At 67.8% G+C, this 23,892-nt stretch carries 30 protein-coding genes; 12 read left to right on the top strand and 18 right to left on the bottom strand.

The features are described from left to right. Positions 1-168 precede the first annotated feature (168 nt). The 3 genes from HMPREF2581_RS11960 (at position 169) to HMPREF2581_RS11950 (ending at position 2,788) form a co-directional block, all read left to right on the top strand. Complete coding sequence (locus tag HMPREF2581_RS11960; RefSeq protein ID WP_003119583.1) at positions 169-912, top strand: AraC family transcriptional regulator; 744 nt, start codon at positions 169-171, stop codon at positions 910-912. Positions 913-1,002: 90 nt separating this feature from the next. Continuing rightward, positions 1,003-2,409, top strand: coding sequence for an NAD(P)/FAD-dependent oxidoreductase (locus HMPREF2581_RS11955; protein WP_003138204.1), 1,407 nt, complete (start codon positions 1,003-1,005; stop codon positions 2,407-2,409). A gap of 34 nt (positions 2,410-2,443) precedes the next feature. Continuing rightward, positions 2,444-2,788 (top strand): cupin domain-containing protein, encoded by a 345-nt coding sequence (locus tag HMPREF2581_RS11950; protein ID WP_003091873.1) that lies wholly within the window; start codon positions 2,444-2,446, stop codon positions 2,786-2,788. Between the two features lie 19 nt (positions 2,789-2,807). On the opposite strand, the gene HMPREF2581_RS11945 is transcribed toward HMPREF2581_RS11950, so the two are convergent. From HMPREF2581_RS11945 to HMPREF2581_RS11915, 7 genes are all read right to left on the bottom strand, one after another. Further along, positions 2,808-3,578, bottom strand: a complete 771-nt coding sequence (locus HMPREF2581_RS11945) for a crotonase/enoyl-CoA hydratase family protein (RefSeq protein WP_003091874.1) — start codon at positions 3,576-3,578, stop codon at positions 2,808-2,810. A 116-nt stretch (positions 3,579-3,694) separates the two neighbouring features. Then, positions 3,695-4,606 carry an SDR family oxidoreductase gene (locus HMPREF2581_RS11940; protein ID WP_003111019.1) on the bottom strand — a complete coding sequence of 304 codons (912 nt, stop codon included), beginning with the start codon at positions 4,604-4,606 and terminating at the stop codon, positions 3,695-3,697. Positions 4,607-4,721: 115 nt separating this feature from the next. Next, positions 4,722-5,015 (bottom strand): hypothetical protein, encoded by a 294-nt coding sequence (locus HMPREF2581_RS11935; protein WP_003122196.1) that lies wholly within the window; start codon positions 5,013-5,015, stop codon positions 4,722-4,724. A 98-nt stretch (positions 5,016-5,113) separates the two neighbouring features. Further along, on the bottom strand, positions 5,114-6,010 hold the full coding sequence (locus tag HMPREF2581_RS11930; protein WP_003138203.1) for an alpha/beta fold hydrolase: 897 nt from the start codon (positions 6,008-6,010) through the stop codon (positions 5,114-5,116). Continuing rightward, a complete protein-coding gene (locus tag HMPREF2581_RS11925) occupies positions 6,007-6,786 on the bottom strand; it encodes a class II aldolase/adducin family protein (RefSeq protein ID WP_003091880.1) in 780 nt (259 codons plus the stop codon). Before HMPREF2581_RS11925 ends, HMPREF2581_RS11930 begins: the two co-directional genes overlap by 4 nt. A gap of 128 nt (positions 6,787-6,914) precedes the next feature. Then, a complete protein-coding gene (locus HMPREF2581_RS11920; RefSeq protein WP_003102323.1) occupies positions 6,915-7,601 on the bottom strand; it encodes an LrgB family protein in 687 nt (228 codons plus the stop codon). Then, positions 7,588-7,977, bottom strand: coding sequence for a CidA/LrgA family protein (locus HMPREF2581_RS11915; protein WP_003091885.1), 390 nt, complete (start codon positions 7,975-7,977; stop codon positions 7,588-7,590). The genes HMPREF2581_RS11920 and HMPREF2581_RS11915 overlap by 14 nt, the downstream gene beginning before the upstream one ends. A gap of 95 nt (positions 7,978-8,072) precedes the next feature. On the opposite strand from HMPREF2581_RS11915, the gene HMPREF2581_RS11910 reads away from it, so the two are divergent. Further along, positions 8,073-8,966: a LysR family transcriptional regulator gene (locus HMPREF2581_RS11910; RefSeq protein WP_003138202.1), complete on the top strand. Its 894-nt coding sequence runs from the start codon at positions 8,073-8,075 to the stop codon at positions 8,964-8,966. A gap of 138 nt (positions 8,967-9,104) precedes the next feature. Here HMPREF2581_RS11910 and HMPREF2581_RS11905 read toward each other — a convergent pair whose 3' ends face one another. Next, complete coding sequence (locus tag HMPREF2581_RS11905) at positions 9,105-9,557, bottom strand: flavodoxin (protein ID WP_003102319.1); 453 nt, start codon at positions 9,555-9,557, stop codon at positions 9,105-9,107. A gap of 279 nt (positions 9,558-9,836) precedes the next feature. Here HMPREF2581_RS11905 and HMPREF2581_RS11900 point away from each other — a divergent pair, with 279 nt between their 5' ends. The 6 genes from HMPREF2581_RS11900 (at position 9,837) to HMPREF2581_RS11875 (ending at position 12,990) form a co-directional block, all read left to right on the top strand. Beyond that, entirely contained in the window at positions 9,837-10,394 is a 558-nt protein-coding gene (locus HMPREF2581_RS11900) for a putative antibiotic biosynthesis monooxygenase (protein WP_003111015.1), read from the top strand. 110 nt (positions 10,395-10,504) lie between these two features. Then, positions 10,505-11,209, top strand: coding sequence for a dihydromonapterin reductase (gene folM, locus HMPREF2581_RS11895; protein WP_003138201.1), 705 nt, complete (start codon positions 10,505-10,507; stop codon positions 11,207-11,209). Positions 11,210-11,226: 17 nt separating this feature from the next. Then, positions 11,227-11,787 carry a GTP cyclohydrolase I FolE gene (gene folE / locus HMPREF2581_RS11890; RefSeq protein ID WP_003091896.1) on the top strand — a complete coding sequence of 187 codons (561 nt, stop codon included), beginning with the start codon at positions 11,227-11,229 and terminating at the stop codon, positions 11,785-11,787. 1 nt (position 11,788) lies between these two features. Then, positions 11,789-12,160, top strand: a complete 372-nt coding sequence (gene folX / locus HMPREF2581_RS11885; RefSeq protein ID WP_003091897.1) for a dihydroneopterin triphosphate 2'-epimerase — start codon at positions 11,789-11,791, stop codon at positions 12,158-12,160. Positions 12,161-12,288: 128 nt separating this feature from the next. Next, entirely contained in the window at positions 12,289-12,600 is a 312-nt protein-coding gene (locus tag HMPREF2581_RS11880; protein ID WP_003091898.1) for a DUF1244 domain-containing protein, read from the top strand. Between the two features lie 51 nt (positions 12,601-12,651). Then, complete coding sequence (locus tag HMPREF2581_RS11875) at positions 12,652-12,990, top strand: HopJ type III effector protein (protein ID WP_003091899.1); 339 nt, start codon at positions 12,652-12,654, stop codon at positions 12,988-12,990. A gap of 179 nt (positions 12,991-13,169) precedes the next feature. Here the strand turns inward: HMPREF2581_RS11875 and HMPREF2581_RS11870 are convergent, their stop codons facing one another. The 10 genes from HMPREF2581_RS11870 to HMPREF2581_RS11825 form a co-directional block, all read right to left on the bottom strand. After that, complete coding sequence (locus HMPREF2581_RS11870) at positions 13,170-13,385, bottom strand: TOBE domain-containing protein (RefSeq protein ID WP_003091900.1); 216 nt, start codon at positions 13,383-13,385, stop codon at positions 13,170-13,172. A gap of 40 nt (positions 13,386-13,425) precedes the next feature. Beyond that, entirely contained in the window at positions 13,426-14,250 is an 825-nt protein-coding gene (ssuB, locus tag HMPREF2581_RS11865; RefSeq protein WP_003117544.1) for an aliphatic sulfonates ABC transporter ATP-binding protein, read from the bottom strand. Continuing rightward, a complete protein-coding gene (ssuC, locus tag HMPREF2581_RS11860; protein WP_003091909.1) occupies positions 14,247-15,035 on the bottom strand; it encodes an aliphatic sulfonate ABC transporter permease SsuC in 789 nt (262 codons plus the stop codon). Before ssuC ends, ssuB begins: the two co-directional genes overlap by 4 nt. A 20-nt stretch (positions 15,036-15,055) precedes the next feature. Further along, on the bottom strand, positions 15,056-16,204 hold the full coding sequence (gene ssuD, locus HMPREF2581_RS11855; protein WP_003091910.1) for an FMNH2-dependent alkanesulfonate monooxygenase: 1,149 nt from the start codon (positions 16,202-16,204) through the stop codon (positions 15,056-15,058). Positions 16,205-16,281: 77 nt separating this feature from the next. Then, positions 16,282-17,253 (bottom strand): sulfonate ABC transporter substrate-binding protein, encoded by a 972-nt coding sequence (locus tag HMPREF2581_RS11850; protein ID WP_003111308.1) that lies wholly within the window; start codon positions 17,251-17,253, stop codon positions 16,282-16,284. A 118-nt stretch (positions 17,254-17,371) separates the two neighbouring features. Further along, positions 17,372-17,965: an NADPH-dependent FMN reductase gene (ssuE, locus tag HMPREF2581_RS11845; protein WP_003091915.1), complete on the bottom strand. Its 594-nt coding sequence runs from the start codon at positions 17,963-17,965 to the stop codon at positions 17,372-17,374. A 153-nt stretch (positions 17,966-18,118) separates the two neighbouring features. Then, a complete protein-coding gene (locus tag HMPREF2581_RS11840) occupies positions 18,119-18,868 on the bottom strand; it encodes an ABC transporter ATP-binding protein (RefSeq protein ID WP_003091922.1) in 750 nt (249 codons plus the stop codon). Next, positions 18,865-19,689: an ABC transporter permease gene (locus tag HMPREF2581_RS11835; RefSeq protein ID WP_003091924.1), complete on the bottom strand. Its 825-nt coding sequence runs from the start codon at positions 19,687-19,689 to the stop codon at positions 18,865-18,867. The genes HMPREF2581_RS11840 and HMPREF2581_RS11835 overlap by 4 nt, the downstream gene beginning before the upstream one ends. A 3-nt stretch (positions 19,690-19,692) precedes the next feature. Beyond that, positions 19,693-20,697 (bottom strand): aliphatic sulfonate ABC transporter substrate-binding protein, encoded by a 1,005-nt coding sequence (locus tag HMPREF2581_RS11830; RefSeq protein ID WP_003138200.1) that lies wholly within the window; start codon positions 20,695-20,697, stop codon positions 19,693-19,695. A gap of 250 nt (positions 20,698-20,947) precedes the next feature. Beyond that, the gene (locus HMPREF2581_RS11825; protein ID WP_003091927.1) at positions 20,948-21,586 is read right to left on the bottom strand and encodes a peroxiredoxin; all 639 of its coding nucleotides are present in this window, start codon (positions 21,584-21,586) and stop codon (positions 20,948-20,950) included. Between the two features lie 205 nt (positions 21,587-21,791). Here HMPREF2581_RS11825 and HMPREF2581_RS11820 point away from each other — a divergent pair, with 205 nt between their 5' ends. Together HMPREF2581_RS11820 and HMPREF2581_RS11815 are read left to right on the top strand one after the other, a co-directional pair. Next, positions 21,792-22,001, top strand: a complete 210-nt coding sequence (locus HMPREF2581_RS11820; RefSeq protein WP_003091929.1) for a DUF6316 family protein — start codon at positions 21,792-21,794, stop codon at positions 21,999-22,001. Between the two features lie 202 nt (positions 22,002-22,203). After that, on the top strand, positions 22,204-23,775 hold the full coding sequence (locus tag HMPREF2581_RS11815) for a malate:quinone oxidoreductase (RefSeq protein ID WP_003091930.1): 1,572 nt from the start codon (positions 22,204-22,206) through the stop codon (positions 23,773-23,775). Positions 23,776-23,892 lie beyond the last annotated feature (117 nt).

Genomic DNA, 23,892 nt, shown 5'->3' with positions numbered 1-23,892 from the left:
AGCGCCTCGGCGAACGCCATATGCAGGATGGATACGCCGTCATCCAGTGCATGGATGACGGCGCGGCACTGTTCCGCCGGCGGCGGCGATGGCATCCTTCGCTGCATGCAGCCCGAACAGACCATTCCCGCCGACCGCGACCTCGCCGACGCCACCCGCGAGACGGTCATGCGCTACCACCTCAGTTGGAAGCACCGCGACATCGACGCGGTGATGGCGCTCTATCATCCCGAGGTCGAATACAACGACTTCTTCCAGAACCGCCGGATGCGCCTGGCCGATCTTCGCGAGTACGTCGAGGCGACCATGCCCAAGGGCCCCGACGAGTCGCTGGAGCACACCGACCGTATCCGCTTCGACGGCGATACCGCCTTCATCCAGTACCGCCTGCGGGTGACCCTCAGCGGCCGCCTGGCTTCGTTCCGCGCCAGCGAGGCGATCACCGTGCGCGACGGCCTGATCTGGCGCATCAACGAATACGCCTCGCTGGTCCACGAAAGCGGCGGCGGAGCCCAGGCCGGCGGCGACGGCCGGCCGCCGGCCAGCCGCCTGGGGCTTTCGGCCAAGCAGCTGAGCCTGCTGGCGCGCGACCTGGAGCACTACTTCCAGCAGGCCCAGCCCTATCTCGATCCGGACCTGGACCTGACCCAGGTGGCCAACGCCACCGGTTATACGCGCAACCAGATTTCCTACCTGCTCAACCAGGTGCTCGGCCTGAGCTTCTACCAGTACGTCAACCAGACCCGCCTGCAACACCTGCTCGGCCAGCTTTCCGGCGAGCTGCCCGGACGGGTCGACGAACTGGCCTTCGCCGCCGGCTTCAATTCGCTGTCGGCCTTCTACCGCTGCTTCCGCCAGCACACCGGCCAGTCTCCGCGCGAATACCTGAAGCGCCTGTCGTCGCGCCGCTGAGATTTCCCAGCGGACCCGCGCGCACGACAGGCGCACGGCATCTTCCTACTCTCGCCGCATTCCCCCTTCCCTCTCGCGATGGAGCCCTCTATGTCGGCCTGGCGCCACCTCAGCCTGTGGATGAATCAACTGGACGATCCGCTCGAAGCGCGCCCGTCCCTGGAAGAATCCCTCGAGGTCGACGTGGCCATCGTCGGCGCCGGCTACACCGGCCTCTGGACCGCCTATTACCTGAAGCGCCGGGCGCCGCAGTTGCGCGTCGCCATCGTCGAGGCGGAAACCGCCGGCTTCGGCGCCTCGGGGCGCAACGGCGGCTGGCTGATGGGCAACCTGCTCGGCGAGGACGGCCTGCTCGCCGGCTTGCCGCCGGAACGGCGCCGGGCCGGCTACGACCTGCTGCACGGGATTCCCGACGAGGTCGCGCGGGTGCTGCAAGAGGAAGGCATCGACTGCGACTACCGCAAGGGCGGCGTGCTCTACTGCGCGGCGCGCTACCCGGAACAGGAACGCCGCCTGCGCGCCTATCTGCATGATCTCTATGCCGAAGGCCTGGACGAAAGCGACTACCGCTGGCTGACGCCGCAGGAACTCGACCAGCAGTTGCGCATCCCCGGCAGCTACGGGGCGATCCATTCGCCGCACTGCGCCACCATCCAGCCGGCCAGGCTCGCGCGCGGCCTGGCCCGCGCGGTGGAGCGCCTGGGCGTGCGCCTGTTCGAGAAGAGCCGGGTGCTGCACTGGCAACGCGGCCTGCTGCGCACCGAGCGCGGCGAACTGCGCGCCGAATGGATCGTGCCGGCGGTGGAAGGCTATGCCGCCAGCCTGCCGCCACTGGGCCACTACCAGTTGCCGGTGCAGAGTCTGCTGGTGGCCACCGAGCCGCTGCCGTCGTCGGTCTGGGCGGAGATCGGCCTGGAGCGCGGCCAGGCCTTCAGCGAATTCAGCCGCCAGGTCACCTACGGCCAGCGCACCGCCGACGACCGCCTGGCCTTCGGCGCGCGGGGCGGCTACCGCTTCGGCGGCAAGCTGCGCAACGACTTCAGCCTCGACGACGAGGAAGTCGGCCTGCGTCGCTACCTGTTCGGCGAACTCTTCCCGCAGCTCAAGGACGCCAGGATCAGCCACACCTGGGGCGGCAACCTCGGCATGGCCCGGCGCTTCCGCCCGCACATGCTGCTCGACCGCGCCAGTGGCATCGCCCTCTCCGGCGGCTACGGCGGCGAAGGGGTCGGCGCCAGCAACCTCGGCGGCCGCACCCTGGCCGCGCTGATCCTCGGCGAGGACAGCGAGCTGCTGCGGCAGCCCTGGGTGCTGGGCGAGCGTCCACTGGACAGCCTGGCCCGCTGGGAACCGGAACCCTGCCGCTGGCTCGGCTACAACGCGATCATCCGCAGTTTCGTCCATGAGGACCGGGTCCTTGCCGATCCGCACAGCGCGCCCTGGCGCCGCAGCCTGGCGCAAACCCTCGCGGCCGGCATGGAAAGCCTGATGCGCTGAGAATCCCCTCCACCTCCCACAGAGGAAAAACCGCATGGCCCTGACCCTTCTGAAAAATACCGCCGGCGCCGATCTTGGCGCCGCCAGCCCGGTCGCGGTGCCCCTTGGCGAGCCGGTCGCGCAGACCCGCGCCTACGCCGTGGAGCGCACCGACCAGGTGGAAACCGGCATCTGGGAATGCACCCCCGGACGCTGGCGGCGGCAGATCGTCGAGCAGGAGTTCTGCCACTTCCTGCAAGGCCGCTGCACCTTCACCCCGGACGGCGGCGAGACCATCCGCATCGAGGCCGGCGATGCCCTGCTGCTGCCGGAGAACAGTCTCGGCGTGTGGGATGTGCAGGAAACCGTGCGCAAGAGCTACGTGATCATCCACCGCTAGCCCGGGCGGCGCGACGGCGTCACTCGAAGCGCCCGTGGCGCCCCTCGCCGTCCTTGAAGCGCTGCGCGCCCTCCAGGGTCTCGCCGCTCTCGATCACCGCCAGTCCGCCCTGGAATTCGTTGGCCAGGGCCACGTCGAAGGACAGTTCCCACTGCGCATATACGCTGGCGCGGTCGGCGAGCATGCAGGTCTGCGGGAAGGCGGCGAGTTCCGCCGCCAGCTCCTCGGCCTCGGCTCGCGCCGAACCGCTCGGCACCACCCGGTTGGCCAGGCCGATCTGCAACGCTTCGTCGGCCTTCACCGGACGCCCGGTGAGGATCAGGTCGAGCGCCCGGCCCTGCCCGACGATCCGCGGCAGGCGCACGCTGCCGCCATCGATCAGCGGCACCCCGAAACGCCGGCAGAACACTCCGCAGATGGCGTCCTCGGCCATCACCCGCAGGTCGGCGAGCAGCGCCAGCTCCAGCCCGCCGGCCACCGCATAGCCTTCGATGGCGGCGATCAGCGGCTTGCCGAGCTGCATGCGGCTCGGCCCCATCGGCCCGTCGCCCTCCGCCTCCAGACGATTGCGCCGCTCGCCATCCTCGGCTACCGCCGCCAGGTCGGCGCCGGCGCAGAAATTGCCGCCGCTGCCGGTGAGTACCGCGACCCGCGCCGTATCGTCCGCTTCGAACTCGCGCAGGGCGTCGGCCAGGGCCTGGGCGGTCGGCCGGTCCACCGCATTGCGCCGCTCCGGGCGAGCGATGACCAGGGTGGTGACCGGGCCGTTGCGTTCGACGATGACACTCATGACAGACTCCCTGCGGAAAAAGCGAAAAAAGACACCGGCCGGATGGCAGAAGACCGGCGTCAGCCGGTCTTCACCTTAGTCCTTTTCCCGCGGCCGCGCCGCATCCGCCGGGCGTCTCAGAGCGCGTGCTTCTGCAGGTTGGCCATCATTTCACGGAGCGCCTCGACGTTGTCCGCCGGGTGCGCGGCGTTCTCGAAGTCGCAGATCTGCTGCCAGTGCGCGGCCACGTCCTCGGCATCGAAGCCGGCCTTCGGATCGAAGCCGAAGCCCAGGCTGCGCTCCCAGCGCACCTTGCCGATCCAGCCACCGCCGACCTCATAGAGCCCCGAGGTATCCTCGCAGGCCGAGCTGCCGAGGTAGACCACCAGTGGGCTGACCAGCTCCGGCTTGAGCTGCTCGAAGACCTGCGGCGGGATCAGCCCCTCGGTCATCCGCGTACCGCCGGTGGGGGCGATGGCGTTGACCAGGATATTGTTCTTGCGCCCTTCCAGGGCCAGGGTGCGGGTCAGGCCGTAGAGGCCGAGCTTGGCCATGCCGTAGTTGCTCTGGCCGAAGTTGCCGTAGATGCCCGAGGTCGAGGAGGTGAACACCACCCGCCCGTAGGCCTGCTCGCGCAAGTGCGGCCAGGCGGCGCGAGTGACCTTGTAGGCGCCTTCGACATGCACCTGGTAGACCAGGTCCCAGTCGGCGTCCTCCATCTTGTGGAAGGTCTTGTCACGCAGGATGCCGGCATTGTTGACCACCACGTCGACGCGGCCGAAGGCGTCCAGCGCGTTCTCCACGATCCTGCCGCCGTCCGTGACCGAGTCGTGGTTGGCCACCGCGGTGCCGCCGGCGGCACGGATCTCCGCCACCACCTTGTCCGCCGCCGAGGCACTGGCGCCTTCGCCATGGGTGCTGCCGCCGAGGTCGTTGACCACCACCCTGGCGCCATGCTTCGCGAACAGCAGGGCATGGGCGCGGCCAAGGCCGCCGCCGGCTCCGGTGACGATCACGACTTGGTCGTCGAAACGCAGGGCATCGCTCATGTTCGGGACTCCAGGGCAGTAGGAAGGATTGCCCGAGTGTCGGCCAGCCCGCCGGCGGGGACAAGGCTTCGCGCCGCCATGAATGGCGCCCGATAAGGCAGCGGGATGTTCCGCTTCAGTCGAACGGAATGTACAGCCGGCCACGCGGGCCGAGCTTGAACAGCCACCAGTCGTAGTTGTGCCGGACCACCACCAGCAGCAGGCTGCCGAGCAACGCGAAGCCGGCGCCGACGGCGTACCAGCGACTGCCTTCCTGCCAGCACAGGTAGCCGAGCCCGAGCGCCAGCAGCAGGCCGAGTTCGGCGAGGACCATCCCGGACTGGCGGATGAACGGCTGCGCCTGCACCATCTGGCGGAACAACCAGGAGCCCTCGTCGAACACGCGCAAGGGAGAAACGGGATCGTGCATGGAGACCTCCATGGGTGACGAAACGCCTCCTCCAGCGAGGCGCCAGCACCCTAGCCCCGATCCTTGCGCGATGGCACTTGCTGCAATCTCAAACTCGCTTAAGAAAACTCTGAATCATCCAGTCGGGCGCGAAACGCCAGGTAATGTTCGAGCACCGCCGCCGGCGCTTCGATCTGCGGATAATGGCCGATGCCATCGAGCAGCACGCAGTCGGCATCGGCGACCAGTTGCCGGTAGCGCTCGACCATGTGCGCCCCGGAGATCGGGTCGACGGCTCCGTCGATCACCCGCAACGGCACCCCGCCGTGCTGCAACGCCGCCACCCAGCGCTCACGCTGCTCGCGGCGGTCGACGATGTAGCGGATCAGGCGATGCATCACCCGCTGCCCCTGGTTGCTTTCGATCAGGCTCCAGAAGGCATCCAGCTCGGTCTCGCCGGGCTGGCTGCGCGGGCCGAAGACCTTGGCGAAGTTGCGCGCCAGGGCGCGGCGGTCGAACAGCCGGCCGAACAGCCCGCCCAACGGGCTCAGCAACAGCTTCTGGCTGAGCACCGGGCGGTGCGTTTCCGGGAACAGCCCACCATTGAGGAACACGCAGGAGGCGAGCCGCAGCCGGCCTTCGTGATGGCGGGCGAGCAGTTCCTGGGCGACGCTGTCGCCGTAGTCGTGGGCCAGCACGTGCAGCGGCTCGTCGACTCCCAGGCGGCCGAGCAGCCCCTGTTGCAGGTCGGCCTGCTCCAGCAGGCTGTAGCGATGGGCGCGCGGCTTGGCCGAATCGCCGAAGCCGAGCAGGTCGCAGACCAGCACGCGGTAGCGCTGCGCCAGCGGCTCCCAGAGGTAGTGCCAGTCCCAGGCGGCGCTGGGAAAACCGTGGATCAGCAGCAACGGCCGACCCTGCCCGGCTTCCCAGTAGCGGATCGGGAAGCCCTTGAAATCCAGAGTGCGGCCGCGCCTCCGCCAGGCCTCCAGGGGAATGCCGGGCAGCGCCGCGGTCACTGGCGGTAGCCCGGGTTCTGCTGGTCGAGCTTGCGCAGCAGCGCCGGCCAGGCGAGCTGGCCGCCCATGCCGGTCTTGCTGCGCATCACCCCGGCGATCATGTCGCGCGCGCCGGCGAGGATCTGCCCCGGGATGTGGATCAGCTCGGCGCCGCCGCTCTGCGCCATCACCTGTACCTCGCAGGCGCGTTGCAGAGTGAACATCATGAGGAAGGTATCGGCGATGGAACCGCCGCAGGTGAGCAGGCCGTGGTTGGGCAGGATCAGGAAGTTGCTGGTCCCCAGGTCAGCCTGCAGGCGGGCCTTTTCCTCATGGTTCAGGGCGACGCCCTCGTAGGCGTGGTAGGACAGGCTGGAGAGCACGAACAACGATTGCTGCGACAGCGGCAACAGGCCCTGCTTCTGGCAGGACACCGCGATCCCCGCGGCGGTATGGGTGTGCAGCACGCATTCGACGTCATGGCGGACCTCGTGCACCGCGCTGTGGATGGTGTAGCCGGCCGGGTTGATCTCGTAGGGGCTGTCCATCAGCTTCTTGCCGCTGGCGTCCACCTTCACCAGGCTGGAGGCGGTGATCTCGTGGAACATCAGGCCGAACGGGTTGATCAGGAAGTCCTCGGTGCCCGGCACCTTGGCCGAGATGTGGGTGAAGATCAGGTCGTCCCAACCGTGCAGGGCGACCAGCCGGTAGCAGGCAGCGAGATCGACGCGGGTCTGCCATTCGGCGGCGGAGACCTGGGCTTGCACATCGGCGGGCAGGGAGTGAACGGCGGTCACGGCGGCATCCTCTTTTGTCGTTATCGGATGCCCGCAGTCTAGCCCCGCCCTCCTCCGGCGACTGTCGCCGGGCTTACACTCGCGCGCCGGCTGAATGGCGGAGGATTCAGCCGGCCTATGCGCGCAGGCTACAGGCAGTGGGCGACCAGGGGTGCGACCAGCAGGTTGAACAGCCCGGTGAGAACCATCAGCAGACCGGCCGCCGAACCTTCCTCGCCGCCGAACTCGTAGGCCCGACTGGTGCCGGCGCCGTGCGCGCCGACGCCGAACAGCGCGCCGCGGGCCAGCGGCGTGCGCAAGCGCAGGACGCGCAGCAGGGTGCCGCCGATCACCGCGCCGAACACCCCGGTGATCATCACGAAGGCGGCGGTCAGTTCTGGCACGCCACCCAGGTCGTGGGACATCTCCATGGCGAACGGCGTGGTGATCGAGCGCGGCAGCAACGACAGCGTGACCTGGCCGTCCAGCGCCAGGGCCTGGGCCAGCGCCCAGGAGCTGCCGATGGCCACTGCGGTGCCGGCGAACATCCCGGCCAGCAGCGCCGGCCAGTGGCGCATCAGCAGCTCGCGCTGCTGCCAGATCGGGATGGCGAAGGCCACCGTCGCCGGACCGAGCAGCGCCACCAGCCAATTGGTGTCGCGGGCGTAGTCGGCGTAGCGGGTATGGGTGGGAATCGCCAGGGCGTAGAGCAGCACCGGGACGAACACGATGGGCGACAGCCAGTACCACTTCACCCGGCGGTACAGCTGGCGGCTCAGCAGGTAGCCGCCGACGGTCGCCGCCAACCAGAACAGGGCTTGCTTATCGAGACTCATGGCGCGCCCTCCAGCGGCACATCCACTCCACCGACACCGCGGTGACCAGCATCACCAGCAGGGTGCTGAGCATGATCACCAGGAGGATGCGCCAGCCCTCGCTGCGTAGCAGCGCGCCGTAGTCGAGCAGGCTCATCAGCGCCGGGATGAAGAACAGCAACATCTCCGCCAGCAACAGGCCGGCGCCGGCCTGCAGCCAGGCCGGACGCAGCAGGCCGCTGGCGAACAGCAGCAACAGCGCCGCCAGGCCGACCACCCCGCCCGGCAGCGGCAGGCCGATGGCCTTCGCCAGCCAGCCGCCGGCCCACCAGAAGGCGATGAGTACCGCCAGTTCGGCGGCAAGGCGGGACAGACGGCGGACGAGCGGGGGCAACATGGGAAGGGCCTTGGCTGGGAAATCGGGGATGGAGAAAGGATAAGGCCCGGCCTATCATCCCCAAAGCGAATTGTCCGCATGAGAGCCATTCCAGAATGGAATTCCGTCAACTCCGCAGCTTCGTCGAAGTGGTCCGCCAGGGCAGCTTCACCCAGGCGGCTCAGGTCCGCCACGCCAGCCAGTCGACCATCAGCAAGCAGGTCGCCCAACTGGAGCAGAGCCTTGGCGTGCAGGTATTGGAACGCAACGGGCCGCACGTGCGCCTGACCGACGCCGGCGCCGTGGTGTTTCGCCGCGCCGAGGAGATGCTGCGGCTGCGCCGCGACCTGCTCAGCGAACTGGACGACCTCAGCCAACTCAACCGCGGCGAACTGCGCCTGGGCCTGCCATTGCTCGGTGCCGACGCGCTGTTCGCCCAACGCTTCGCCGAATACCGGCGGCGCTATCCGAACATCGCCGTGCACCTGGTGGAAGGCGGCAGCAAGACCATGGAGCAGGCGGTGCTGGCCGGCGAGCTGGAACTGGCCGGCAGCCTCACCCCGGCGGACGACGGCTTCGACTACCAGCCGTTCTGCAACGAACCGCTGGACGTGCTGCTGCCGGCCGGGCATCCCAAGGCCGCTGCCGCCAGCGTCGCCCTCGGCGAACTGGCGGACAGCCCGTTCCTGCTCTACCAGCAGAGCTTCACCCTCAACGACCGCCTGCTGCGCGCCTGCCTGGATGCCGGCTTCAGCCCGCGCGAAGGCGGCCGCAGCGGCCAGGCCGACTTCCTCGGCGCGCTGGTGGCGGCCAACCAGGGGGTGGTGCTGCTACCGCGGGCGATCGCTCGCGAGATCGAACGCCCGGGAGTGGTGCGGGTCCTGCTCAGGGAGCCGGACCTGCGCTGGGACATCGCCTTCATCTGGCGCCGGGGCGGCTACCTGTCGCGGGCGGCGCAGGCCTGGCTGGAGCTGCTGCGCGAGCAGCCGCTGGAGGAAAGCCCGGCGTAAGATGAATAACCGCCAGCTCGGCAGAAGCTAGGCGGATAACGCCTGGAGGCGTTATTCGCCCTACCGCTTGCTCCCTCCCCGTGTAGGGCGAATAACCGCCACGCGGTTATCCGCCGCCTCGGCGGGGTACGCCCGGGATCAGCCCTTGAGGGCGGCGGCGAACTCGGCCAGCCAAGGCTCGGCGTCGGTCTCGGGGGTAACGGTTTCGCTGGCATCCAGGCGCAGCATCGGCAGCACTTCGCGCACGCCCAGTTCGCCGAACAGTTCGCGAACCTGCTCGCCGCCACCGCAGAACGTGTCGCCGTAGCTCGAATCGCCCAGGCCGATGACCCCACCCGGCAGGCCGTGCCAGGCCGGCAGTTGGTCGCGGATCGCGTAGTACAGCGGTTGCAGGTTGTCCGGCAGTTCGCCCATGCCGGTGGTCGAGGTCACCACCAGGAATGCCTCGGGGGCGAAGGCCTTGAGTTCGTCGAGGCTGGCGCGGGGCAGATGGGAGGCCTCGAGGCCGGCCGCGGACAGCAATTTCTGGGCGTGCCGGGCGACTTCTTCGGCGGTGCCGTAGACCGAGCCGGAGAGAATGGCGACTTTCATGAACACTCCGTAAGCCAACAGGGGTAAGCCGGGCATTATGCCGCATGCGTTCGCCGAGCGGGACGCACCGAATCAATGCAGACAGGCCACAAAAGCACCATTTCGGTGCGCGCCCTGTCATCGGGATGTCATCGCGCTGCCGTAGACACGGCAGCGAACCTTCGCCACCACGGCGGGAACGATCCTTGCCTGTCCTCCGACGCAGCCCACCACCCCCGGCGCTGCGCCGTTGTCCGAGGGCGCCCACGAAGCGCGCTCAACCGTTCCAGGAGATACACGATGTCTACCGCTCCCGTTACCCTGCTGGTGGCCCGCCGCGTCGCCGCCGGCCGTTACCGCGACTTCCTCGCCTGGCAGCGCGAAGGCGAAGCCCTCGCCGCCGACTTCCCCGGCTACCTCGGCTCCGGGGCGCTGGCGCCGCCCGCTGGCGGAGACGAATTCCAGATGATCTTTCGCTTCGCCGACGACGCCACCCTCGCCGCCTGGGCCCACTCCGCCTCGCGCCAGGCCTGGCTCGAACGCGGCCAGGGACTCTTCGACGAACCGCGCGAGCACCGCGCCCACGGACTCGCCGCCTGGTTCGACGACAACCGCAAACCGCCGCGCTGGAAGCAGAGCGTGGCGATCTGGCTGGCGTTCTTCCCGGTCTCGCTGGCCTTCAACCTCGGCGCCGGCCCCTACCTCGGCGAGCTGTCGCTGGCCGCGCGGGTGCTGCTCAGCACGCTGGTCCTCACCCCGTTGATGACCTACTGGTTCATTCCCCTCTCCAGCCGTCTGCTCGCCCCTTGGCTGCACCGCCGCCCGCAGCGCGCCGCCAGCCTGCCGGAAGCGCACTGACGGCTTGCCGCCCACCCCGGCGGGGTGGGCCGTAGCGCAAGGCTTTGCCCGACTGGCTCAGTCGGGTACCCTGCATCCATCCGATTCCCTTCGCCTGCTGTGAGAGTCCCATGGCGACAGCCCCGATCCTGATCACCGGCGCCAGCCAGCGTGTCGGCCTGCATTGCGCCCGCCGCCTGCTGGCCGACGGCGAGTCGGTGATCGTCAGCTACCGCAGCGAACGCCCGGCGCTGGACGAACTGCGCCAGGCCGGCGCGCTGACCCTGCACGCCGACTTCGCCAGCGAGGCCGGCATCTTCGCCTTCATCGGGTCCCTCCGGCAGCATACCGACAGCCTGCGAGCGATCGTCCACAACGCCTCGGACTGGGTCGCCGAGACGCCCGGCCACGAAGCCGAGGCGTTCCAGCAACTGTTCTGCGTGCACATGCTCGCGCCCTACCTGATCAACCTGCACTGCGCCGAGCTGCTGGAACGCTCGCAGCCCGCCGACATCGTCCACCTCACCGACGACGTGGCGCGCAAGGGCAGCGCCCGGCGCATCGCCTACTGCGCGAGCAAGGCCGGGCTGGACAACCTGACCCTGTCGTTCGCCGCGCGCTTCGCGCCGAGGATCAAGGTCAACGCCATTTCACCGGCGCTGGTGATGTTCAACGACGGGGACGACGCCGAATACCGCGCCCGCACCCTGGCGAAATCCGCCCTCGGCATCGAGCCGGGGCCGGAAGTCATCTACCAGAGCCTTCGCTACCTGTTGGACAACCCCTACGTCACCGGGACCACCCTGACCGTGAACGGCGGCCGCCACGTCAAGTGAGGCGCCAAGGACCCCTTATGAACCCAGCACTTTCCCAGCATTACCGGGAGATCCTCGTCGGTCTCGGCGAAGACCCGCAGCGCGAAGGCCTGCTCGACACCCCGAAGCGCGCGGCCAAGGCCATGCAGTACCTCTGCCACGGCTATGGCCAGACCCTGGAGGAAATCGTCAACGGCGCGCTGTTCGCCTCGGACAACGATGAAATGGTCATCGTCCGCGACATCGAGCTGTACTCCCTGTGCGAACACCACCTCCTGCCCTTCATCGGCAAGGCTCATGTGGCGTACATTCCCACCGGCAAGGTGCTCGGCCTGTCGAAGGTGGCGCGGATCGTCGACATGTTCGCCCGCCGCCTGCAGATCCAGGAGAACCTCACCCGGCAGATCGCCGAGGCGGTCCGCCAGGTGACCAGCGCCGCCGGCGTGGCGGTAGTGATCGAGGCCCAGCACATGTGCATGATGATGCGCGGGGTGGAGAAGCAGAACTCGCAGATGTTCACCTCGGTGATGCTCGGCGCGTTCCGCGACTCGAACACCACCCGCCAGGAATTTCTGCAATTGATCGGAAGGAGCAAGTGACATGCCGCGACTGGAACCGGGAATGGCGCGAATCCGCGTCAAGGACCTGCGCCTGCGCACCTTCATCGGGATCAAGGAGGAGGAAATCCTCAACAAGCAGGACGTGCTGATCAACCTGACCATCCTCTACCCGGCCGCGGACGCCGTGGAGGTCAACGACATCGAGCACGCGCTGAACTACCGCACCATCACCAAGGCGATCATCCGCCACGTCGAGGAGAACCGCTTCGCCCTGCTCGAACGGATGACCCAGGAAATCCTCGACCTGGTGATGGAGAACCCGGCGGTGCGCTACGCCGAGGTGGAAGTGGACAAGCCGCACGCGCTGCGCTTCGCCGAGTCGGTCTCGATCACCCTCGCCGGCCACCGCTGAGGCGGCCGACGAGCGAACCGCGCGAAGACGCGCACAAGCGTTGCCCGCCGGCCGCGCCAACTCTTATCATCGCCGGACCTGGCCCTGTGCCTTCACCCTGCCCCGAGCCATCGTCGAGAAACACCGCCATGACCGCAGCCAACCTCACCGAACAGCAACGCCTGGAACTCGAAGCCGCCGCCTTCCGCACCCTGGTCCATCATTTGCAGACCCGGAAGGACGTGCAGAACATCGACCTGATGAACCTCGCCGGTTTCTGCCGCAACTGCCTGTCCAAGTGGTACAAGGCCGCCGCCGACGACCTCGGGGTGGAAGTCAGCAATGACCAGGCCCGCGAAGAGATCTACGGCATGCCCTATGCCGAGTGGAAAGCCAAGTACCAGAAAGAAGCGAGCCCGGAACAACAGGCCGCCTTCGCCAAGAGCCAGGGCAACGCCTGAGGCCACCGGGCCCCTTGCCAACCCTGCCCCAGACACCATGAGCCTGTTTCGATGACCCTGACCGACTTCCGCGCGCGTCTGCGCAGCGAACACCACCTGTTCACCGACACCCTGGCGTTCATCGCCGAGCACTACAGCTACACGCCGAGCGCCTTCGACAACGGCAGCGTGAGCAACCCGGCCGGGCAGAACGAAGGTTCCTGCAAGACCCTGGGCTTCGCCATCCTCGAAGGCCTCAGCCTCGAGGAAACCCTGCTGGCCTTCGGCGAGCACTACCGTGCGGTGCGCGACAACCCGGAAGGCGACGACCACGCCAACATCCGCGCCCTGCAACAGACCGGCCTGGCCGGCGTGCATTTCGAGCGCCAGCCCCTGTCGCGCCGGGGCTGAGAAGTCCCGGTCGACCCCACGGCGGATGACCGCGAGCGGTTATTCGCCCTACCGACCGCTCCATAGCGACCCACGCCAGCCGTCGCCACCGGCCGGCCTTGCCGATACGCGACGAAAAAAGGCGGGGCCCCATCGGGGGCCCCGCCCTTCTCGCCGCCGCAAGCGCGGCGCAGCCAGCGTCACAGCTTGGCGATGGATACCTCGGTGGACTTGACGAAGGCGATCACTTCGCTACCGATGGCCAGCTCCAGTTCCTTCACCGAACGCGTGGTGATCACCGAAGTGACGATCCCGGCGGCGGTCTGCACGTCGATCTCGGACAATACCGGCCCTTCGATGATTTCCTTCACGGTGCCCTTGAACTGGTTACGAACGTTGATGGCTTTGATGGTCATGGCGTTTCTCCTGGGGGGATTCGGAACGAGGCATGGTTGCTTAGAGCGCCCAGCGCAGTTGCGTGGGCAGGGGTGAAACGGGTTCGGGTTGCGGCGGCAGCTCCGGCTGCGCCAGCACCCGGTTGAGCACTTCGGCTTCCAGCGCGGCCAGTCGTGCCGAGCCACGCGAGCGCGGCCGGGGCAGTTCCACCGGCAGGTCGAGGCCGATCTCGCCGTCCTCGATGAGGATCACCCGGTCGGCCACCGCCACCGCCTCGCTGACGTCGTGGGTGACCAGCAGGACGGTGAAACCGTGTTCGCGCCAGAGTCCTTCGATCAGTTGCTGCATCTCGATCCGGGTCAGCGCATCGAGCGCGCCGAGCGGCTCGTCGAGCAACAGCAGGCGCGGCTCGTGGATCAGCGCGCGAGCCAGCGCGACGCGTTGCTTCTGCCCGCCGGACAGGGCCGCCGGCCACTCGTTGGCACGCTCGGCCAGGCCGACCGCCCGCAGCGCCTGCCGGGCCTTCGCCCGCCAGTCGCCGCGCAGGCCGAGGCCGACGTTGTCGATCACCCGCTTCCACGGCAGCAGGCGCGAGTCCTGGAACATCAGCCGGGTGTCCTCGCGGGCCTCGGCCAGCGCCGCCGAGCCGGCCAGCAACTCGCCGCGGCTGGGCTGGTCGAGGCCGGCCAGCAGGCGCAGCAGGGTGCTCTTGCCGCAGCCGCTGCGGCCGACGATGGCGACGAACTGCCCGGCCGGAACCAGCAGGTCGATGTCCTTGAGCACCTCGCGCTCGCCGAAGCGCCGCGCCACTCCGCGCAGGGCCAGCGGGATACCGCGCTTGAGGCGCTGCGGAGTGCCGCCAAGGGCGGCGTTGTGGGCGTTCATGCGCCACCTCCCTTGACCTGGTAGGCCGGGTGCCAGCGTAGCCAGACGCGTTCCAGACCGCGGGCGGCGAGGTCGGCGAGCTTGCCGAGGACGGCATAGAGCAGGATCGCCAGGACCACCACGTCGGTCTGCAGGAACTCGCGGGCGTTCATCGCCAGGTAACCGATGCCAGAGCTGGCGGAAATGGTCTCGGCGACGATCAGGGTCAACCACATGAAGCCGAGGGCGAAGCGCACCCCGACCAGGATCGACGGCAGCGCGCCGGGCAGGATCACCTGGCGGAACAGGGCGAAGCCGGACAACCCGTAGCTGCGCGCCATCTCCAGCAGGCCGGGGTCGATGCCGCGGATGCCGTGGTAGGTGTTCAGGTAGATCGGGAACAGCGTGCCGAGGGCGACCAGGAAGATCTTCGCCGACTCGTCGATGCCGAACCACAGGATCACCAGCGGGATCAGCGCCAGGTGCGGCACGTTGCGGATCATCTGCACCGAACTGTCGAGGAAGCGTTCGCCCCACTTCGACAGGCCGGTGACGAAGCCCAGCACCAGGCCGATGGTGCCGCCGATGAGAAAGCCGATCGCCGCGCGCCAGCCGCTGATCGCCAGGTGCTGCCAGATCTCGCCGCTGCGCAGCAGCGCCCAGCCGGCCTCGAGCACGGCGCTGGGCGCGGGGAGGATGCGGCTGGACAGCCAGCCGAACTCCACCGCCGCCTGCCACACCGCCAGCAGGACCAGCGGCAGCGCCCAGGGCGCCAGGCGCTCGGCCAGTCGTTTGGAAATGCTCATGTCGTTCGCTCCGACCGCTCTCAACTCTGCGCGGCCTGCCGGGGCAGGATGTCGTTGGCCACCATCTCGCCGAACGGGCTGACATAGCCGCGTCCCTCGGGCTGCGCCGGGCGCTGCACGTCGAGGTGCGGGAACAGCAGTTCGGCGACCCGGTAGGACTCTTCCAGATGCGGGTAGCCGGAGAAGATGAAGGTATCGATGCCCAGCTCGGCGTACTCCCTGACCCGCGCCGCCACCGTCGGTCCGTCGCCGACCAGCGCGGTGCCGGCGCCGCCGCGTACCAGGCCGACGCCGGCCCAGAGATTGGGGCTGACTTCCAGGTTGTCGCGCGAACCGCCGTGCAGCGCGGCCATGCGTTGCTGGCCGACCGAGTCGAAGCGCGCCAGGGAGGCCTGGGCGCGGGCGATGGTGTCGTCGTCGAGGTGCGCGATCAGGCGATCGGCGGCCTGCCAGGCTTCCTCGCTGGTCTCGCGGACGATCACGTGCAGGCGGATCCCGAAGCGCACCTGGCGGCCCTGGCGGGCGGCCTTCTCGCGTACCTGGGCGATCTTCTCGGCAACCGCCGCCGGCGGCTCGCCCCAGGTCAGGTACAGCTCGACCTGCTCGGCGGCGAGGTCCTGGGCGGCCTCCGAGGAGCCGCCGAAGTACAGCGGCGGACGCGGCTGCTGCAACGGCGGATAGAGGAGCTTGGCCCCCTTCACCTGGATGTGCTTGCCGGCGTAGTCGACGGTCTCGCCCTCCAGCACGCGACGCCAGATGCGGGTGAATTCGACCGACGCCTCGTAGCGTTCGGCGTGGCTCAGGTGCAGGCCGTCGCCAGCCAGTTCGTCGGGATCGCCGCCGGTGACCAGGTTGAACAGCGCGCGGCCGTTGGACAGCCGGTCCAGGGTCGCCGCCTGGCGCGCGGCGACGGTCGGCGAAATGATCCCGGGACGCAGCGCGACGAGGAACTTCAGGCGCTGGGTTACCGGGATCAGCGAGGCGGCGACCAGCCAGGAGTCCTCGCAGGAACGTCCGGTGGGGATCAGTACGCCGCCGAAGCCCAGGCGGTCGGCGGCCTGGGCGATCTGCTGCAGGTAGCCGTGGTCGACGGCACGGGCGCCCTGGGTGGTGCCCAGGTAGTGGCCGTCGCCGTGGGTGGGAAGGAACCAGAAAATCTCGAGGCTCATCGCAATTGACTCCAGGGTGAGCGCGCCGGCGTGGCGTAGCCGCGCGATGATCGTGTCGGTATGTGGGCGGTACGGGCTCAGGGGGCGCTGGCGACCTTGCCGGCCGATGGCGTCCAGATCACGTCCTTGATGCTCAGCGGTTTGGGAATCAGCTTCAGCTGGGTGAAGGTGTCGGCGATCTTCTGCTGCGCCTCGACCACCGCCGGGGTGATCAACTGCGCGCCGTAGCCCTGGCGCTTCACCGCGGTCAGGGTGATGTCGGCGGGCAACCCGAGCAGCGGCGCGACCTGCTCGGTCACCTGCTGCGGGTTGGCCCGCGACCAGTCGCCGACCTGGCGGATCTCGTCCACCAGCTTGTCGAGCACCTGCGGATGCCGTTGCGCGTAAGTCCGGGTGGCGAGGTAGAACTGGTGGTTGTCGACCAGCTCGCGACCATCCACCAGGACCCGCGCGGACAACTGCTTCTCGGCGGCGGCCTGGTAGGGGTCCCAGATCACCCAGGCGTCGACGCTGTGGCGCTCGAAGGCGGCGCGGGCGTCGGCCGGCGGCAGGTAGACGGGTTGGATGTCGCTGTACTTCAGGCCGGCCTGCTCGAGGGCGCGGACCAACAGGTAATGCACGTTGGAGCCCTTGTTCAGGGCGACTTTCCTGCCCTTCAGCTCGGCCACCGAACGAATCGGCGAGTCCTTCGGCAGGAGGATCGCCTCGCTGGTCGGCGCCGGCGGTTCGTAGGCCACGTAGAGCAGGTCGGCGCCGGCGGCCTGGGCGAATACCGGCGGGGTTTCCCCGGTCACGCCGAAGTCGATGCTGCCGACATTGAGTCCCTCGAGCAATTGCGGGCCGCCGGGAAACTCGGTCCATTGCACCTTCACGCCGTCTTCGGCGAGACGTTTCTCCAGGGTGCCGCGGGCCTTGAGCAGGACCAGGGTGCCGTATTTCTGATAACCGATCCGCAGGGTGTTGGCCGACTTCTCGTCGGCCTGGACGCCGTAGGACAGGGCCGCCACCAGCAGGGCCGCCAGTCCACGACGCAAAGCGATGGTGCGCATGGCGCTCTCCTTTGTCGTTGTGGGTGCCGAACCTGCCGCGCCGTTGACGGAACAGTGAGGTCGTCGTGTGTGCGTTGTGCAATCGGGCCGCGGCGCGCGTGCGCTGGCGGCGGACGGATCAGATGCTCCAGCGGGCGTTCACCAGGCGCTCGTTGAGCAACTGCGGGTCGATCGGCTGCGGCCGTCGCGAGAGGGCCAGGTGGAAGGTTTCCAGGGCGTTTTCCAGGCGCTGCTCGAGGACCGGCTCCAGGCGCGCCGGGTCGCTCTCGGTGGCGTAGGCGATCTGCTTGTCCACGGCGAATACGCCGTGCAGCACCTCCTGGGCCTTGAGCGCGGCCAGTACCGGCTTCAATGCGTAGTCCACGGCCAGCATGTGCGCGCTGCTGCCGCCGGTGGCGAACGGCAGCACCACCTTGTGCTCCAGGGCGCGCTCGGGCAACAGGTCGAGCAGGACCTTCAGCGCGCCGGAAAACGAGGCCTTGTACACCGGGGTGGCGACCAGCAGGCCGTCGGCGCGGCCGATCTGCTCGGCCAGCGCCAGTACCGGCGGACTGTCGAGGCGGGCACGCAGCAGGTCCTCGGCGGGAAAATCCAGCACCTGGTGGCTGGCCACCTCGACGCCGCGACGGCTCAGCCAGTCCCTGGCACGCTCCAGCAACACCCCGGAGCGGGAGCGTACGCTGGGACTTCCGGCGATGGAAACGACGAGCATGGGGGGATTCCTTATAACCGGAAAACAGAATATTCGTTTGGCTTGCTAACCAAGTTGCATAGACCTTAACAGGCGGCCTCATATTCCAATAAATGTTTTTTATTCATTTATTTATTCCATAAAGCATATAAGAACCCGGTTCGGGGTCTTGCCTCAGAGCACGTGTGCCCGCTGCATTTCGGTCAGGGCCTCGCCGCGCAAGTAGGCCAGCTCCACCGCCCGGCGATCGCGGGGACGCGCCAGCGGTACGTGGAACTCGCGGCGGATGTGTCCGGGACGGCCGCCCATCAGCAGCACGCGGTCGGCGAGATAGAACGCCTCGTCGAGATCGTGGGTGACCAGCAGGACGCTGATCTCGTAGTTCTGCACCACGTCCTGCAGCAGGTCCTGGAGGCGCATGCGGGTGAAGGCGTCGACCGCGCTGAACGGCTCGTCGAGCAACAGCACCTGCGGCCGTCCGTAGAGACCGCGAGCGATCGCCGCGCGCTGCGCCATGCCGCCGGACAGTTGCTTGGGCAGCAATCCTCCGCAGCCGGCCAGTCCGACATCGGCGAGCAGGCGCTCGACCCAGTGCTCGTCCTCCAGCCAGCCGTCGGCGAAACCGACGTTCTGCGCCACCGTCAGCCAGGGCAACAGGCGCGGCTCCTGGAACACCACGCCGATTCCGCCGCTGCGGCCGTTCTCGCCGTCCGGGCCGAAGCCGAGGATCGGGTTGCGTTCGACAGTGCCCTGGAAGTCATCGTCCAGTCCGGCGGCGATCCGCAGCAGGGTGCTCTTGCCGCAACCACTGGGGCCGAGCAGGCTGACCACCTCGCCGGGCGCCAGCGACAGCGCCACGCCCTCCAGCACCCGCGTATCGCCATAGGCCTTGCGAATCTCCAGCAGGTCGAGCAGGCCGCTCATGCGCCGCCCTCCCCGTCGAAACTGTCGCGCCAGCGCAGGGCCCGGCGCTCCAGCGAGCGGAGCAGGCCGTCGCTGAGCTTGCCGAGCGCCGCCAGGACCAGGATCGCGGCGATCACCAGGTCCGGACGCGAGGTTTCCCGACCGTCGCTGAGCAGGTAGCCGAGGCCCTGGGTGGCGGCGATCAGCTCCGCCGCGACGAGGAACATCCAGCTCAGGCTGAGCGCTCCGCGCAGGCCGGTGAACAGGTTCGGCAGCGCCGCCGGAAGGAGGATGCGGCGGACCAGGGCGAAGCGCGACAAACGGTAGAGCCGCCCCAATTCCACCCACTTGCGGTCGACCCCGCGTACCCCGGCGACCAGCGCGAGGTAGACCGGGAAGAAGGCGCCGAGGGCGATGAGGACGATCTTCGGCGTCTCGTCGATGCCGAACCAGAGCAGCAGCAAGGGCACCCAGGCCAGGCTGGGGATCGCCCGCAGGGCCTGGAAGCTCGGCTCGAGGTAGGCTTCGGCGCGACGACTGAGGCCGACCCAGGTTCCGACCGCCAGAGCCAGGCCGCTGCCGATCGCGAAACCGGCGGCGACCCGCGCCAGGCTCGCGCCGACATGCCCCCACAGCTCGCCGCGAGCCAGTTCCACCAGGGTCAGCAGGATGCCGCTCGGCGCTGGCATCTGGTAGGCCGGCAGCCAGCCCAGGCGCACCAGCGCCTCCCACGACGATAGTGCCAGCAGCGGCAAGGCCCAGGCCCGCCAGGCGCCCGGCACGCGCAGTCGCCACGCCCGGCGCGAGACTCGCCGGGCCAGTCGCAGGCTCTGGCTGACCATGGCTCAGGGCTCCGTGCGCGCCAACGGGACACCGCCGATGACCTCGGCGGCCCACTGCGGCGCGATCAGTTCGTCGACCACCTTCTGCACGTCCACGCCCGGCCGCACCAGGCGCTCGTCCGCCAGGATCGGCGCCGCGGCCTTGAGCGCGGCGACCTGTTCGGCGCCCGGCAGCGGCTGGCTGAAATCGGTGCGCGACAGTTGCAGGCGAGCCACTTCCAGCGGCAGGCCGGCTTCCTCGGCAAGCAGTTGCGCGGCCTCGTCGGGGTGCCCGATCACCCAGTGGCGCGCCTGCTCGTAGGCCGCCAGCACCTGGCGGATCAGTTGCGGATGGCGTTCGGCGAAATCCTCGCGGACGTTGAGCACGCCGTAGCTGTTGAAGCCGAGGTTGCGGTAGAGCAGCCGCGAGCCGGCCTGCAACTCGCTGGCCGCCATGTGCGGATCGAGCCCGGCCCAGGCGTCGACCTGGCCCTTCTCCAGGGCTACCCGGCCGTCGGGATGCTGCAGGTGGACGATACGCAGGTCGTTCTTGTCCAGGCCCACGCTGTGCAGGCTGCGGAGCAGGAACAGGTAGGGATCGGTGCCCTTGGTGGCAGCCACCTTGCGCCCCTTGAGTTCGGCGAGGCTGCGGATCGGCGAATCCTTGCGCACCAGCAGCGCGGTCCACTCCGGGCGGCTGGCGACGTATACGGTACGTACCGGGCTGCCGTTGGCCCGCGCGAGTACCGCGGCGAGGCCGGCGGTCGAGGCGAAATCGACGCTGCCGGCGTTGAGGTACTCCAGGGAACGGTTGCTGCCCTGGCTGAACACCCAGCGCACCCGGGTTCCGCTGCCGTCCAGGCTTTTCTCCAGCCAGCCGAACTTCCTGAGCGCCAGGCTGGTGGGGGCGTAGTAGGCATAGTCGAGACGGATTTCAGCGGGGGCGTCGGCGGCTTCGGCCGCGGGAAACACGGCAAGAACGGCGAGCAGGGCCAGCCAGGCCCGGCAGCGACGGAGAGCGGCGATCATGCGTCTGCTCCTGGAAGGAGGTGGATGAGCGAGCCTTCTCCCCGTCTGGCGGGCAAGTCAGAGCCGGTTTCGGAAACGGATGGCGGATAGAAAGCGTCGCGGCGACGCGCTGGCGCACATAAAAAAGAGGGCCGGTCGAAACCGGCCAAAAACCCTGCTCGTGGCTAAACAGCGTTGCATGACGGCACGCACCGTCGAATAAAAAGTCCCGCCTGCCGTGCCTGCCCATGCAGGCGGGACGAATCCGGCCTCAGCGGTTGGGCTGGGGCGTCAGGCGCAGGTAGGGCTTCACCGCGCGGTAGCCTTTGGGGAAACGCCGCTTGATCTCTTCCTCGTCCTTCAGCGAAGGCACGATCACTACCTCGTCGCCGTCCTCCCAGTTGGCCGGCGTGGCGACCTTGTGCTCGTCGGTCAGTTGCAGCGAATCGATCACCCGGAGGATCTCGTTGAAGTTGCGCCCGGTGCTCGCCGGGTAGGTGATGATCAGGCGCACCTTCTTGTTCGGGTCGATGATGAACAGCGAACGCACGGTCAGCGTGTCGTTGGCGTTCGGGTGGATCAGGTCGTAGAGTTCGGAGACCTTGCGATCGGCGTCGGCGATGATCGGGAAGTTGACCCGGGTGTCCTGGGTCTCGTTGATATCGTCGATCCACTTCAGGTGCGAGTCCACCGGGTCCACCGACAGCGCCAGGACCTTGACCCCGCGCTGGGCGAACTGGTCCTTGAGCTTGGCGGTGAAGCCCAGCTCGGTGGTGCACACCGGGGTGAAGTCGGCCGGGTGGGAGAACAGCACGCCCCAGCTGTCGCCCAGCCATTCGTGGAGGCGGATGCGCCCTTCGCTGGAATCCTGTTCGAAATCGGGGGCGATGTCGCCGAGTCTGAGGCTCATGGGGTCACTCCTTGTTCGTGTTGGAACCCACTATGCCCAAGGCCGTTCGACGTTAAAAAGAATAAATTAAGATTTTCTTATAACCAAAAATAGAATACCCAACCCTTCGCCTGGAAATCCGTCTCCTTTCGTCCGCCGGCCTGCCGCCCGGCCAACCCCCGCCTACACTGAAATCACCTTGGCCCGCCATCCAGGAGTCGCCGCCATGTTGGGGAAACGTTCCACCGATCCCGTCCCGGCCACCCGCTTCCGCAGCGATCGCATAAGTTCGGTGAATGGCCAGTACTTCTTCTCCACCCGCGAAGGGACCCTGGAAGGTCCCTACTTCACCCGTTTCGACGCGGAGCGGGAAATCGACGCGTATATCCGCAGGATGCGCCAATCGGCGGAAATCCAGGCGCCGGGTTCCCACTGAAACGATACAGGCGCGGAATTTATTTCCCGGCGGCTGAAACGTTCAAGAAAGGGAAGGCAAGTATTCTCGGCGGAACGCCGAGGCAAATGTCACCGCATGTGAACGCACTCACATCGGGGGTGAGTTCCAGTATCATTCACCCGGTGAATACCTGCCACGTCGTGCGTATCCACGCTTCTCCACGTTTTCTAGCGGTAAATCCATGAAAAAAATCTTATTGATGCTTTTGTGCGTCAGCGTGCTGGGTTGCTCCAAAAACAGCGTCGAATCGGAAAAACCGGTCGACGTGCTCCTGATCGGTGGCGGCATCATGAGCGCCACCCTGGGTACCTATCTGAACGAACTGGAACCGGGCTGGACCATCGAGATGGTCGAGCGCCTGGACAAGGTCGCCGAGGAAAGCTCCAACGGCTGGAACAACGCGGGCACCGGTCACTCGGCGTTCTGCGAACTGAACTACACCAGCGAGGCCGCGGACGGCTCGATGGATATCAGCAAGGCGGTGGCGATCAACGAGAACTTCGAGATCTCCAAGCAGTTCTGGGCCTACCAGGTCGACCGCAAGGTGCTGAACGATCCGAAGTCGTTCATCAACAACGTCCCGCACATGAGCTTCGTCTGGGGCGACGACAACGTCGCCTTCCTCAAGAAGCGCCACGCCGCCCTGCAGCACAGCTCGCTGTTCCGCGGCATGGAGTACTCGGAAGACCCCGAGCAGATCAAGCAGTGGGTGCCGCTGGTGATGGAAGGCCGCGAGCCGGGGCAGAAGATCGCCGCCACGCGCATGTCGATCGGCACCGACGTCAACTTCGGCGAGATCACCCGCCAGCTGGTGGGCTCGCTGTCGGCCAAGGACACCTTCAAGCTGCGCCTGCAACATGAGGTCCGCGACCTCAAGCGCAACGACGACAACACCTGGACCGTGACCATGGCCGACCTGGCCAACGGCGACAAGGAAACCAGCGTCAAGGCCAGGTTCGTCTTCATCGGCGCCGGTGGCGGCGCGCTGAAGCTGCTGCAGATGTCCGGTATCCCCGAGGCCGAAGGCTATGCCGGCTTCCCGGTGGGCGGTTCGTTCCTCGCCACCACCAACCCGGACGTGGTCAAGCGCCATCTGGCCAAGGTCTACGGCAAGGCTTCGGTGGGCTCGCCGCCGATGTCGGTGCCGCACCTCGACACCCGCATGATCGACGGCAAGCCGGTTCTGCTGTTCGGTCCGTTCGCCACCTTCTCCACCAAGTTCCTGAAGAACGGCTCGCTGTGGGACCTGCCGGGCTCGGTGACCAGCAGCAACATCGGCCCGATGTTCAACGCCGGCATCGACAACTTCGATCTCAGCCAGTACCTGATCGGCCAGCTGATGCTCAGCCAGGACGACCGCATGGCCTCGCTGCGCGAGTACTTCCCGGAAGCCCGCGACGAGGACTGGAAGCTGGTGCAGGCCGGCCAGCGCGTGCAGATCATCAAGAAGGACGCCGAGAAAGGCGGCGTACTGCAATTCGGCACCGAAGTGGTGACCGCCGCCGACGGCTCCGTCGCCGCCCTGCTCGGCGCCTCGCCGGGCGCCTCGACCGCCGCACCGATCATGCTGTCGGTGCTGGAGAAGGCCTTCAAGGACAAGGTCGCCACCCCCGAGTGGCAGGCACGCCTGAAGGAAATCGTGCCGTCTTACGGGCGCAAGCTGAACAACGACATCGAGCTGACCAACAGCACCCGTGCCTGGAGCAGCGAGCGCCTGCAACTGATCCACGTGCCGGTACAGCCGGAGGCCTGATCGGCCACCGACGCGCGCGCATGAAAAAGCCCGGCAATAGCCGGGCTTTTTTGGGTTGGCGTTCCCCTTGCAGGGCGGCGCATCGGCGGATAACGCCGCTGGCGTTATTCGCCCTAC

This window comes from Pseudomonas sp. HMSC057H01 (assembly GCF_001836405.1).
In the GTDB taxonomy this organism is placed as follows: domain Bacteria; phylum Pseudomonadota; class Gammaproteobacteria; order Pseudomonadales; family Pseudomonadaceae; genus Pseudomonas; species Pseudomonas aeruginosa.
Note: the sequence above shows the minus strand (reverse complement) of the source record. Positions and strands in the feature narration are given on the sequence as shown.